Genomic DNA, 12,631 nt, shown 5'->3' with positions numbered 1-12,631 from the left:
GTCATCATGAACAAAGTAAAAAAAACTGACAGCGAATGGCGCAACCAGCTTTCCGACATGGAATACGAAGTGACCCGACATGCCGCCACCGAGCGCGCTTTTAGCGGAAAATTTTGGGATCATCATGAAGTTGGAACTTATACCTGCGTATGCTGCGACACGCCCTTATTTGAATCCGATGCGAAGTTTGACTCTGGCTGCGGTTGGCCTAGTTACTTCAAAGCACTCAATCCTGAACATGTCAGAGAAATTCCAGATCACTCACATGGCATGACGCGCATCGAAATTGTGTGTAATATCTGCGACGCTCACTTAGGGCATGTATTCCCAGATGGTCCACCGCCGACTCGCCTGCGTTATTGCATTAATTCCGCGTCATTAAAATTTAAACCAACATAAAACAATTTCGAATTTATGATGAAGCTACTGTTTGACCTGTTCCCTGTTTTACTTTTTTTCCTGAGCTACAATCGCGCAGAAAAATACCCTGAAACCTCACATCAACTTGCAAACCAATTTTTATCTGGATTAACCTCTGGCAATATCGTAACGCAACAAATGGCGCCGATTTTGATTGCGACGGCGATTGCGGTGATAGCCTCAGTATTGCAAATTCTTTACTTGTTTTTACGTAGAAAAAAAATTGACCTCATGCTTTGGGTTTCTTTTTTCATCGTGAGTATCTTTGGCGGCCTGACGATTTACTTTCAAAATGATACGTTTGTTAAAATAAAATTAACCATTATTTACTGGTTGTTCGCTGCTGGCTTTGCTTTTAGTCACTATGTAATGAAGAAAAATTTCCTCAAGTCCATGATGGGAACCGAGATCGTTATGCCCGAAATAGCTTGGAATAAACTTAATATGGTTTGGATTGGCTACTTTCTGCTTATGGGAGCAGCAAATCTTTATGTTGCATTGAGCTTTTCTCAAAGTACCTGGGTGAGCTACAAGTTTTATTCCTTTTTTGCTTTACCAGTTTTTGTCATCGGTCAAACCTTTTTCCTGATGAAGTATGTCGAGGAGCCAAAATGAGCCAATCAACGACCAGAATACAAACTATCAAAAACAAACTAGAACTTGCCTTGCAGCCACTTTCCTGCGAGTTAAGTGATGATTCTGCAGCGCACAAAGGACATGCAGGTGCGGCCAGTGGTGCAGGACACTTCACTGTTACAATTATTAGCGAAAAATTTGCAGGTTTAAATCGCATTTCCCGCCACCGTCTAGTGTATGATGCCGTTGGCGATTTAATGCACACGGAGATACATGCACTTGTGATCCACGCTTTAAGTCCTTCTGAAGCATCCCATTAAACATTTTATTAACCGTTTTTTGTTTTATTTACTTTGTTATTTTAGGAATAGATAATGACTTTTAAACCCGCTCATTTGCTGGTTGTACTTCTTGTAACCGCATTCCCTGCGATGGCGCAGAATTTGGCAACGGTCAATGGAAAAGCAATCCCTGCTTCAAAAGCAGACCCATTTGTAAAGCAAGCATTGGCACAAGGTCAAAAAGACACGCCACAACTGCGCGCAATGATTAAAGACCGTTTGGTTGGTACAGAAGTTATGTTGCAAGCAGCAGAAAAAGCAGGCTTCTCAAAAAATGAAGATGTAAAAATTCAGATTGAAATGGCTCGTCAGCAAATTCTAATTCAATCATTGATGCGTGCCCACGTAGAAAAAAATCCAATTTCAGAAGCTGACATCAAAGCAGCTTACGACAAATGGAAAGCACAAAATGGCGACAATGAATACCATCCTTTCCACATCTTGGTAGAAAAAGAAGATGACGCCAAAGCCATAATCTCGAAATTAAAAGCTGGCGCTAAGTTTGACGAATTGGCGAAGCAATCGAAGGATACTGGTTCTGCGGGTAAAGGCGGCGATTTGGATTGGGTTTCTCAAGCCAACGTACCACCCGCATTTGCGACTGCTTTGGCATCTTTGAAAAAAGGCCAATTCACAGAAACTCCGGTAAAAACAGAAGTTGGTTTCCATGTCATCAAATTGGATGATGTACGCCCTCTGAAACTGCCTACTTTAGATGAAGTGAAACAACAGATTGGTGAAAGCTTGATACAAGAAAAAGTTCAGGCCTACCAACAATCTCTGATCAAAGCTGCTGTAATTAAGTAATCTAAGATCACCTGCTTGCAATACAAAAAAAGACGCCTTCGAGCGTCTTTTTTGTTTGCAAGTGGAAGAATATTTTAGACACCCATTTTTTCTAACATACTGCCAAGTTCACGCAATGCTGGTTCCAGTTTTGGGTGTTTAGCAGCAAACTGTGCATAAATCGCCCTTGAACGGTCACTTAATGCAGCATACAAAGGATCATCCGGATTCTCATCTTTAGCTAAGACAGTTTCTATGTCTTGGTGCAAATTTTGCAGTAAGCCCTTCATCTCTGCATCGACTTGCTCTGTGCTATGCAAGCCATCTTGCAATTGTTTAAGTAAGCCTTTTAACATATCGCGCTTCATATTTATCTCCTTGGTTCCTACTTCATGTTTACTGCAATATTTTTTTACGTCCTTGGATTTAGTGTAGCACTAAGCCTTAAAAAGTAAGACTACCGCTTCGGCTGCGATGCCCTCCTCCCGTCCCAAATAGCCTAGCTTTTCATTAGTTTTTGCTTTAATGTTGACTTGCGCTTTCGAGACTTGCAGATCATCCGCGATATGTTCAATCATTTTCGATATATGCGGTGCCATTTTCGGTTGCTGGGCAATGATAGTCGCATCGAGATTTCCCAAAACATAACCGCTAGTATGAACACGTGCTAGCGCCTCTCTTAGCAATACACGAGAATCCGCACCGGCAAATTTGGCGTCAGTATCAGGGAACAATTTACCGATATCGCCAAGCGCGGCTGCACCCAGCAGCGCATCGGTGATGGCATGTAATAAAACATCCGCGTCGGAATGTCCTAATAAGCCTGTTTTATGGGGAATATCGACACCACCAATAATCAATTTGCGTCCTTCGACCAAAGCATGGCAATCGTAGCCCTGACCGATTCGGAATGGTAAAGGTAAAGACAAACTTACAACCTGATTCTTTTCACTTGTACTCATAACTCTTAAAAAAATAATTTCAAAAATTCTAAATCCTCGGGCACTGTCAGCTTGCGATTACGCATAGCACCTTCGATTAGTTTAGGTCTATATCCTATCGTTTCAATCGCACTGGCTTCATCGGTCACCTCTATCGCCAATTCCAACGCACGCGACAACAGACCCAGGCTAAACATTTGCGGCGTCTGTGCCAGCCATAAATTTGTTCTATCTATCGTTTCCACCTGACCTGCAACACTGCGTTTCACTGTGTCGACCACCGGCAATGCCAACAAGCCACCATTCACATCGTCTCCAACTGACTCAATCAACTTACTCACCAAGTCGGGAGTCAAGCCAGGGCGAGCGGCATCATGCACCAGAATTTGGTCACTGTCTTGATAATGACTAAACTTACGTATCACTTCTAAACCATTTTGTACGGTATCGCGGCGAGTGGAGCCACCACAATTAAGTATTGTCAACCTTTCATGTTCAGCCAATGCTTCGTCAATGAACGCATCTTCTGCGCTGACCACCACAAAGATATGATCAATTTGCGGGCAATTGAGAAAACAATCGACCGTTCTTTGCAAAACGCTTTTCCCTGCCAAATCTAAATATTGCTTAGGTACATTGGCAGCCATACGAGCGCCAACCCCGGCTGCGGGAATCAATGCAATATAACTTGGCTTTACAGCATTTACACTTTCCTCTTGCATAGACTGGGGCAAATCGGATAGGTGGGAAGATTGTTGGGTCATTTCAAGGATATAAATAGCTAGGCTTGTGCATCGTTTATAATTCAGCTTCATTTTAACCGCCAATTCTTGCCGCTGGGCTTTTTCCAGACTGTTTAGCATGAATTTGCAGAACTCCTTGCTTTACATCTAATGTCTTTCGATTTCATCAAAGCGCTACCCAAAGCGGGGCACCGATTCGTGTTGCCGTCCACCCACGGCTCAGCCGATGCCTATGCCATAGCAAAAGCTGCCGCAGCCTTAAAAACTGAACAAAGATTCTTGACCATCTTTGTTGCTAGTCCGGCTGATGCGCAACGTTTGCTCAGCGAATTGCCATGGTTCGCGCCTGACCTGCGCTGCCATTTACTACCAGACTGGGAAACGCTGCCATATGACGCTTTTTCACCGCATCAGGATCTGGTATCCGAGCGTTTAGCGACCCTGTATGAAATTAATAGCGGCAATTGTGATGTTTTAATCGTTCCTGCTACCACGGCCTTAGTGCGCATGGCGCCGCCGTCTTTTTTAGCGGCTTACACTTTCTTTTTCAAAGTCGGTGAAACTCTCAACGAGGCCAAACTCAAAACGCAATTGACGCTCGCTGGTTACACCCATGTCTCGCAAGTCATGTCGCCGGGTGAGTATTCTGTGCGTGGAGGCTTGATTGATTTATTCCCTATGGGCTCAGTGCTGCCCTATCGACTCGATCTATTCGGCGACAGTATAGAAACCATACGCACTTTCGATGCAGATACTCAGCGCTCATTGTATCCGGTGAAAGAAGTTCGCTTACTGCCAGGTCGTGAATTCCCTATGGATGAAGCAGGTCGCAGTGCATTTCGGAATCGTTGGCGTGAACAATTTGAAGGCGATCCTTCGCGTTCCACCGTCTATAAAGATATTGGCAATGGGATTGCATCGGCAGGTATTGAATATTATTTACCTTTGTTTTTCGAGTCGACCGCGACACTTTTCGATTACCTGCCGCAAAACACACATTATGTTTTAATTGGCGATATTGAAGAAGCGATACAGCGCTTTTGGACTGACACTCGCTCGCGCTATCAGTTTTTAAAATCTGACAGAGAACGCCCTGTCCTGCCGCCAGAAACCATTTTTTTACGTGATGAAGATTTTTTTGCGACGCTGAAATCTGAATCGCGCTGGATCATACAAAACGGTGGCGCAGCATCTGAAGTCTCTAGCTTTCTACCCGACATTGCCGTCAATCGTCGAGCCGATGATCCGCTGACGAATTTACGTTCCTATTTATTGCAAACCGATAAGCGCGTTTTCATCTGCGCCGAAACAGCCGGTCGACGCGAAACTCTGCAACAGTATTTCCGTGATTTCAATTTGGAAATGAGTATCTGTGAAGATTACACAGATTTCATTACCAGCTCTCCAAAACTTGTTTTAGGTGTCGCACCTTTACACGCAGGTTTTCAGGCGCATGACATCGCCTTTATCACTGAAACGGAGTTGTATGCGGGCTCAGGCAAACGCATAGGCCGCAAGAAACAAGAAGCCGTAACGCAAGTCGAGCACATGGTGCGCGATTTGTCTGAATTAAAAATTGGTGATCCCGTCGTGCACAGCAATCACGGCATCGGTCGCTACATGGGCCTCATCAGCATGGATTTGGGTGAAGGCGAAACCGAATTCCTGCATCTAGAATATGCAAAAGACACCAAGCTCTACGTACCGGTATCGCAGCTGCACGTGATTTCGCGCTATTCTGGCGCCTCGCCAGATGATGCACCGTTACATGCGCTAGGCTCAGGTCAATGGGAGAAAGCCAAACGTAAAGCAGCGCAACAGATCCGCGATACGGCCGCTGAATTACTCAATCTATACGCACGCCGCGCTTTGCGTCAGGGTCATGCTTTTGAATATTCTGCGCACGATTATGCTGCCTTTGCTGATAGTTTTGGCTTTGATGAAACGCCTGATCAAGCCGCTGCAATTACGGCAGTGATTGGTGATATGACCTCAGGTAAACCGATGGACAGATTGATTTGCGGTGATGTCGGTTTCGGTAAAACTGAAGTCGCCTTGCGTGCTGCTTTCGTCGCTGTCATGGGCGGAAAACAAGTCGCGATCCTAGCACCGACTACGCTATTGGCGGAACAACATGCGCAGACCTTCACCGATCGTTTCGCGAATTGGCCTGTTAAAATTGCCGAATTGTCGCGCTTCAGAAGCGGCAAAGAAATCGCGCAAGCCATCAAAGGCATGGGCGATGGCACGGTCGATATCGTGATCGGCACGCATAAACTTTTATCCGATGACGTGAAGTTCTCGCGCCTCGGTTTGGTGATTATCGACGAAGAGCATCGCTTCGGTGTGCGTCAAAAAGAAACTCTGAAAGCGCTACGTGCAGAGGTTGATGTACTGACCTTAACCGCAACGCCGATCCCACGTACCTTGGGTATGGCGTTAGAGGGTTTGCGCGATTTTTCTATCATCGCTACAGCGCCGCAAAAACGTCTGGCGATCAAAACCTTTGTGCGCAGTGAAGGCGATTCGGTCATTCGCGAAGCTTGTTTACGTGAACTCAAACGCGGTGGTCAAGTTTACTTCTTGCACAATGAAGTAGAGACAATAGAAAACCGCAAAGCCATGCTGGAAGCCTTGTTACCAGAAGCGCGCATCGCCGTAGGTCATGGTCAAATGAATGAACGCGACTTAGAAAAAGTCATGCGCGATTTCGTTGCACAACGCTATAACATTTTGCTGTGCACCACGATTATCGAAACGGGTATTGACGTCCCAAGTGCGAACACCATCATCATGCACCGAGCCGATAAATTCGGTTTAGCGCAGCTGCATCAATTGCGTGGTCGCGTCGGTCGCTCGCATCATCAAGCTTACGCTTACTTATTGGTACACGATGTACAGGGCCTTACAAAGCAAGCGAATCGCCGTCTAGAAGCAATTCAGCAAATGGAAGAACTTGGCAGCGGCTTCTACCTTGCTATGCATGATTTAGAAATTCGAGGTGCGGGCGAAGTGCTTGGTGACAATCAATCCGGTGAAATGCACGAGATTGGTTTTCAGATGTATTCGGATATGCTAAGCGAGGCCGTGCGCAGTTTGAAGAACGGCAAAGAACCCGATCTCGCAGCACCACTTTCCACTACCACTGAAATTAATTTACACATCCCTGCTCTCTTACCCAGCGATTTTTGTGGTGATGTACACGAACGTTTATCGATCTATAAACGCCTGGCAAATTGCAACAAGCTTGATGCCATTGATGACTTACAAGAAGAAATGATAGATCGCTTTGGTAAATTGCCAGAACCGGTCAAATCGCTCTTAGAAACACACCGACTGCGGGTTGCCGCTAAGCCGCTAGGCATTATCAAAATTGATGCGCACAGTGAAGCTGCGACACTGCAATTTGAACCACAACCGCCGATCGATGCCATGCGTATTATCGAATTGGTTCAAAAAAACAAACACATCAAACTGAACGGACAAGATAAATTGCGTATCAGCGCCAACATGCCCGACCTGGCCGCACGCGTTGCCCAGATTAAGAGCACGATGAAGGCACTACACTAGTCGTCCGTCACTACATTACTATGCAAAACATGAATCTGATCATACAAGGCTTATATGCCGTTTTAACTCAGCAAGCAGCAACTATCCAAAGCATCGCACAGATGTCGGGTGCAGAAAAAATCGTGCCGATTAATGCTAAGGCCGTCCGTCTGGAAAACGTGCAATGTGACGCTAAAATCCTGCAAGCGATTCAGGAACAATGCTCAGTCGCGCAGCTCGACGTGTATCACGGAGCATCGCGCCAACTCAGCGAGTTTAAGTTGGTCGCAATGGATATGGATTCCACCTTAATCACCATAGAATGCATAGACGAAATCGCCGACATGCAGGGTCTCAAACCGCAAGTCGCGGAAATCACTGAAGCTGCGATGCGTGGTGAAATCGAGTTTCAAGAAAGCTTAGTCCGTCGTGTTGGCCTGCTCAAAGGATTAGAAGCATCTGCGCTCCAAAGAGTCTATGATCGACGCCTGCAATTATCCATGGGCGCAGAAAACATGCTCAAGCATGTTCAACAAGCCGGCTTGAAAACCTTATTGGTATCAGGTGGCTTTACCTTCTTCACCGACAGAATGAAGTCACGTCTCAATCTCGACTACACACATGCCAACGTACTCGAAGTCGTCGACGATAAATTGACTGGCAAAGTCATAGGCACCATCGTCGATGCCGATGAAAAGAAACGCACAGTCGAAAAAATTTGTGCGGAACTCGGTGTCAGCCCGCAGCAAGCGATCGTCATGGGTGACGGCGCGAATGATTTGAAGATGATGGGTATTGCTGGAATGTCGGTGGCTTTCCGCGCGAAGCCAGTGGTGCGTGCGCAAGCCAATGTTGCTTTGAATTTTGTAGGCTTGGATGGGGTTTTGAATATTTTGACGGCCTAGGTGACTAGTGAAAACAGAGGGCGGACGCAAACGGCGCCGCCAGTACATAGTATGCGCTAGGCCGACACATTTGCAGCTCAGGATTCACCCCATAGGCGCTAACAAAATACCCAAAACTACGAACCACAGGTAAGCAGCATGCTGCGCACCAGAGGTTTAGAGAATACACAGAGAGAAATTTTTCTGAGTGAATTTGGAGAATTTTAACTATCTCTTATCTTTCTCGATGTCTCTGTGTTGAGAGGTTTTAGTTTTGGTCTTATTTTTTCTTTTCGATTTTGCTTAGCGCTTATGGGGTTTCACCCTCCCTACGAAACGAGGGATCAATTTCCAAATAAATAATAGGCATGGCAGCAAATGTGCGTGCCGCAGCCCAGCCCTATTTCAATTTATAAATCACGTCTATCGTTTGTTGAAATTTCAAAAACGACGGCGCGCCAAGATCGCGACTCACAGGTTTTAAGTCTGCGACTAAATTTTCCGCCACAATCGGTCCATCTAAACCCATCGTCGTACTAATTGTTTTAATCGGTGTGTTTGAAATCGCAGCAGCGTTTCCCAATTTTACCGAAAAGCTTTTGGCAAGCAGTTGTGCATTGTTTGCCGCATCTGCAGAGGCCATCAAAAATAAATCCTGTTGAATACGAGGCATATCATTGCGACCGAATGTGACGTTGAAATTCCCTAGGTACGATTTTTGCAGAAGGCCAGAAACTACGCGATTCCATTGCGAGAAATCTTTTACGACGACATGAAAATCCCTTATGAGCCGATACTTTTTTTCGCCAACCGCAGCATCTTGGTATTCGACAGAGCTCACATACTTTTTAATCTCACCTGCCTCCACATCTTCACCAGTAATGTTTTCCGATTTCAAGAAATCAAAAACATCATTCGAATGATCAAGCATCTTTTGAAATGTGAATTGAGGGTTTTCGCTCAGTTCAGTCAATTCAAAATCAATCTCACCGACATTGGGCGCCAATACAATCGCAGCCCTGCCATTGACATGAATGAAGGGATAACTTGGCAATGATGAGGCGAATGCGGTGCTAGCCAGCAGGAACAGGCTTAAAAGGAGGTATCTTTTTTGCATATATTAAATTAAGAAATATCGTTAAAAAGGAGCGAACAGAAACTTATTCAAAGTTTTTCATTGCCTCTGCTCGCAGGTAGTAATCAAGTCAATAAAATCAATCTAACTTCCACACGTAACTGACATTGGCCAATGCAGTTATCGGATTCCCGTCCTTCTTCCCAGGAGTAGCTTTACACGAACCAACCAACAACTGATTCCGTACCGCATTGTCTAATCCCCTAAAACCACTAGACTTGGAAATCTTAACGCTATCTATATTTCCAGTCTCGGATACGGAAACTTCCAATTTCGTGACTCCAGTCTCTTCATTCCGCAAAGAAGCCCTTGGATATTCAGGCTTGCACCCTACAGTTTCAAAATTAATTACCGGATCTGAATTAACATCTACTTTGTTTGATACCAGGCTTGAAACCTCATCCGCGTCCAGTTTCCATACATAGCTAATCTTGAATTTAGATCGCCGTGCCTTACCGTTAAAAGTTTCCGGTCTTGCGACACAGTTCCCACCCAATAATGCGTCCCTCGCTGAATTATCTAAAGCTGTAAATCCGCTTGATCTGGCAACGTCGGATTTGCTAATTCTCCCATCACTTTCCACTGTAACATTCAAGGTCGTTACTCCTGTGCTTCCATTTCTCAACTCCGCTTTAGGATATTCAGGTCGACAACTAGCTGCTTCGAAGTTCACTTTTGCGGGGATTCGTGTTCCCTCTATCTGTGCTTTAGGTGCTCGACTATTGTCACTGCTTGGATGCGGAGTCTCACTCACATCCCTATTGGCGGCCTCAGAAACGACGGGCTCCATCATAGGCTTGATCAACTCAATCGGCTTCTCGACGTATACCGCAGCGTTTGCCACGAATCCTATACAAGCCGCCGTAACGCCAACAACTGTGACCGCGGTTTTCCAATTGATACTTTGTGCTTCTGGGCGCACTAAACGTTTAATTCTCAACATAAGATTTCCTCCATGTGCCGCTTGGGCGAGTTGAGGGGTGGTGAATTGGATGTATTCCAATTCTTGTAATGCAAGCGCCAGGCGCCGCGGTTCGCCGAGCATACTTGCCGCTAAATCATCCGCAATGTTCTCGCGTTCAATACGGATCTTTTTAGAAATCCACCATACGGCTGGGTGGAAAAATAAAATCATTTCGATCAAATTTTGAATAAAGTTGACGACATAGTCGAAGCGCGAAATGTGCGCTAATTCGTGAGCGATCAATGCTTCCAAATAGCTCGGCGTCATGCAAGTAATTAGAGAAGCAGGAACCAAGATCATAGGTCGTATCCAGCCTATAGTTATCGGACTTTCTAGATCATTAACGATACGCACCAAGACTGGTTTGGCGATCTGAAACTGCTCTCTTAATTGATCGGTTTTTTGCTGCCAATAACTGTTGCTAACACCACGTTTTCCATTGCTGTAGGAACGCAGCCAGAAAATACCAAGCATTAGACGCAAGCCGAGTATGACAACCACAATCGCCCATGTAATGACGATGAAATCAATGTGCATCTGAAACCAAATCTGAGTGAGTTCAGTCCAACCTAACTCAGTTCTAGCTTCAAGAAAGCTACCGGTGACTGCCTGAGCACTAACAAATTCTTTTGTGGTTTGTAAGCTTTGCAGTATTTCCCAAATCGGTACAAAAAAACATACTGCGAGACTGACACACGCAATTAAATAGCGTGTTTGCGCTCTCGCGTTACGGCAGATTAGTAGTAAGAAAGCGGTACCTAAAGCAATCGCAAGCCCCTGCCAGAGGAAATGAACCAGCGCCCAACCGATGGCATTCATGATGGATTGGTAATCGAAATTCATTCTTCATCTCCATGCAAGAATTTTTGTATCTCAGCACGTTCTTCTTTACTGACATGTGAGCGCAGTGCAGCCAGCACCAAGGCCTTCGCCGAACCAGAGAAAGCCTTGTGTATCAAATCCTTAACCAAATTCGTTTGCAGATCGTCTTGTGCCTGTACGGCACTATAAACATGGGCACGTTGACTTTCATCACGGGTCAGCAAACCTTTGCTATGCATTACCTGCAGCATACGCAACACCGAGGCGTAGGCCAGCTCAGGACGCTCTTTAACACCAGCTTCGTGCACTTGTTTGGCGGTCGCTGGGCCAAGCACCCACAACAGCTTGAATATTTCCATTTCTGCAGCGGTCGGCTTTGGCTTCACATTTTTTTTGCCGTGATTTGTACCGGGGTTGCTCATGAATTTTCCTTTGTCCAAAGTAGTCACACCAATGTAGACTTATTAGTCTAGATTAAATGATCTAGATCTAATTGTCTAGAATAATTTTATGCAACTTTAAATTATTTTTTCATTAGCGGTATTTGCAACAGTTTTGACGCTTTCTCGTCTTCCTTTACTGTTGGCTAGAATCAAGATGCAATTGCTTAGCACAGGATATAATCGACTATCGTCGGTGAATACAAACCTCATTCCCGAAGCAGCGACACCTACTTATTTTTTATTGGAGAAACCATGATCGACGTTTATTCCTGGCCGACACCGAATGGTCACAAAATTCATATCATGTTGGAGGAATGTGACTTGAGTTATCGCGCAATTCCGGTTGACATTAGTGCGGGTGATCAATTTAAGCCAGACTTTTTGTCGATTTCACCCAATAACAAAATCCCTGCCATCGTTGATGCCGATGGGCCCGATGGTAAGCCAATTGCCCTATTTGAATCCGGCGCTATTTTGGTGTACTTGGCAAGCAAGGTCGGACGCTTTTTGGGAGCTAGCGACAGAGAGAAATACCAAAGCTTGCAATGGTTAATGTTTCAAATGGGCGGACTTGGCCCTATGTTAGGTCAAGCGCACCATTTCCGCATTTATGCACCGGAAAAAATTGACTATGCCCATGATCGTTACACCAACGAGGCGAAGCGCTTATACAACGTTTTAGAAAAACAATTAAGCCAGCAATCCTATCTGGCAGGAGAGCATTACAGCATTGCCGATATCGCTTGCTTTCCATGGACTCGGTCTGCGGCAAATCAAGGCATAGACTGGATCGAATATCCACATACCAAACGCTGGTTTGACGCCATTAATGAGCGCCCTGCCGTACAACGTGGCCTGAAAGTGCTCGCTAATTTAAGAAAACCATTGACCGACGACAAGAGCAAAGATATTTTGTTCGGTAAAACGCAATATACAAAAAAGTAAAGCTGTAGGCCGAGCGGCTCTTCATCTCAGCAGCCGTTTAGTCACAAGCCGGAACGAAAAAAATAGCGCCAGCACACTGACC

General features: G+C 45.3%; 13 protein-coding genes. 7 read left to right on the top strand and 6 right to left on the bottom strand.

All coding sequences use genetic code 11. The features are described from left to right. The first annotated feature begins 3 nt into the window (after positions 1 to 3). From msrB to AC1RR2_RS00250, 4 genes are read left to right on the top strand one after another with little or no spacing between them, the layout of a single operon-like run. Positions 4 to 399, top strand: a complete 396-nt coding sequence (msrB, locus tag AC1RR2_RS00265) for a peptide-methionine (R)-S-oxide reductase MsrB (RefSeq protein ID WP_493220680.1) — start codon at positions 4 to 6, stop codon at positions 397 to 399. A gap of 15 nt (positions 400 to 414) precedes the next feature. Next, on the top strand, positions 415 to 1,035 hold the full coding sequence (locus AC1RR2_RS00260; RefSeq protein WP_493220298.1) for a septation protein A: 621 nt from the start codon (positions 415 to 417) through the stop codon (positions 1,033 to 1,035). Beyond that, positions 1,032 to 1,316 (top strand): BolA family protein, encoded by a 285-nt coding sequence (locus tag AC1RR2_RS00255; RefSeq protein ID WP_493220297.1) that lies wholly within the window; start codon positions 1,032 to 1,034, stop codon positions 1,314 to 1,316. The genes AC1RR2_RS00260 and AC1RR2_RS00255 overlap by 4 nt, the downstream gene beginning before the upstream one ends. Positions 1,317 to 1,370: 54 nt before the next feature. Then, complete coding sequence (locus AC1RR2_RS00250; protein ID WP_493220296.1) at positions 1,371 to 2,144, top strand: peptidylprolyl isomerase; 774 nt, start codon at positions 1,371 to 1,373, stop codon at positions 2,142 to 2,144. Positions 2,145 to 2,218: 74 nt separating this feature from the next. Here AC1RR2_RS00250 and AC1RR2_RS00245 read toward each other — a convergent pair whose 3' ends face one another. From AC1RR2_RS00245 to ispD, 3 genes are all read right to left on the bottom strand, one after another. Next, positions 2,219 to 2,491, bottom strand: coding sequence for a DUF4404 family protein (locus tag AC1RR2_RS00245; protein ID WP_493220295.1), 273 nt, complete (start codon positions 2,489 to 2,491; stop codon positions 2,219 to 2,221). Between the two features lie 69 nt (positions 2,492 to 2,560). Beyond that, positions 2,561 to 3,085 (bottom strand): 2-C-methyl-D-erythritol 2,4-cyclodiphosphate synthase, encoded by a 525-nt coding sequence (gene ispF, locus AC1RR2_RS00240; protein ID WP_493220294.1) that lies wholly within the window; start codon positions 3,083 to 3,085, stop codon positions 2,561 to 2,563. 5 nt (positions 3,086 to 3,090) lie between these two features. Continuing rightward, the gene (gene ispD / locus AC1RR2_RS00235; RefSeq protein WP_493220293.1) at positions 3,091 to 3,828 is read right to left on the bottom strand and encodes a 2-C-methyl-D-erythritol 4-phosphate cytidylyltransferase; all 738 of its coding nucleotides are present in this window, start codon (positions 3,826 to 3,828) and stop codon (positions 3,091 to 3,093) included. Between the two features lie 129 nt (positions 3,829 to 3,957). Between ispD and mfd the strand changes: the two genes are divergently transcribed. After that, the gene (gene mfd / locus AC1RR2_RS00230; protein WP_493220292.1) at positions 3,958 to 7,377 is read left to right on the top strand and encodes a transcription-repair coupling factor; all 3,420 of its coding nucleotides are present in this window, start codon (positions 3,958 to 3,960) and stop codon (positions 7,375 to 7,377) included. Between the two features lie 29 nt (positions 7,378 to 7,406). Beyond that, positions 7,407 to 8,261, top strand: coding sequence for a phosphoserine phosphatase SerB (gene serB / locus AC1RR2_RS00225; RefSeq protein WP_493220291.1), 855 nt, complete (start codon positions 7,407 to 7,409; stop codon positions 8,259 to 8,261). A 379-nt stretch (positions 8,262 to 8,640) separates the two neighbouring features. Here serB and AC1RR2_RS00220 read toward each other — a convergent pair whose 3' ends face one another. The 3 genes from AC1RR2_RS00220 to AC1RR2_RS00210 all read right to left on the bottom strand — a co-directional run bounded on the left by AC1RR2_RS00220 (position 8,641) and on the right by AC1RR2_RS00210 (position 11,583). Then, positions 8,641 to 9,357 (bottom strand): SIMPL domain-containing protein, encoded by a 717-nt coding sequence (locus AC1RR2_RS00220; RefSeq protein WP_493220290.1) that lies wholly within the window; start codon positions 9,355 to 9,357, stop codon positions 8,641 to 8,643. 97 nt (positions 9,358 to 9,454) lie between these two features. Further along, the gene (locus AC1RR2_RS00215) at positions 9,455 to 11,182 is read right to left on the bottom strand and encodes a TonB family protein (RefSeq protein WP_493220289.1); all 1,728 of its coding nucleotides are present in this window, start codon (positions 11,180 to 11,182) and stop codon (positions 9,455 to 9,457) included. Continuing rightward, positions 11,179 to 11,583, bottom strand: coding sequence for a BlaI/MecI/CopY family transcriptional regulator (locus tag AC1RR2_RS00210; protein WP_493220288.1), 405 nt, complete (start codon positions 11,581 to 11,583; stop codon positions 11,179 to 11,181). Before AC1RR2_RS00210 ends, AC1RR2_RS00215 begins: the two co-directional genes overlap by 4 nt. A gap of 273 nt (positions 11,584 to 11,856) precedes the next feature. Here AC1RR2_RS00210 and AC1RR2_RS00205 point away from each other — a divergent pair, with 273 nt between their 5' ends. Beyond that, positions 11,857 to 12,549: a glutathione binding-like protein gene (locus AC1RR2_RS00205; RefSeq protein WP_493220287.1), complete on the top strand. Its 693-nt coding sequence runs from the start codon at positions 11,857 to 11,859 to the stop codon at positions 12,547 to 12,549. Positions 12,550 to 12,631: the final 82 nt, after the last annotated feature.

Source organism: Undibacterium sp. GW821-FHT11H02 (assembly GCF_058808015.1).
The sequence above is the reverse complement of the archived record's forward strand: the minus strand, read 5'-3'. Positions and strand labels throughout refer to the sequence as shown.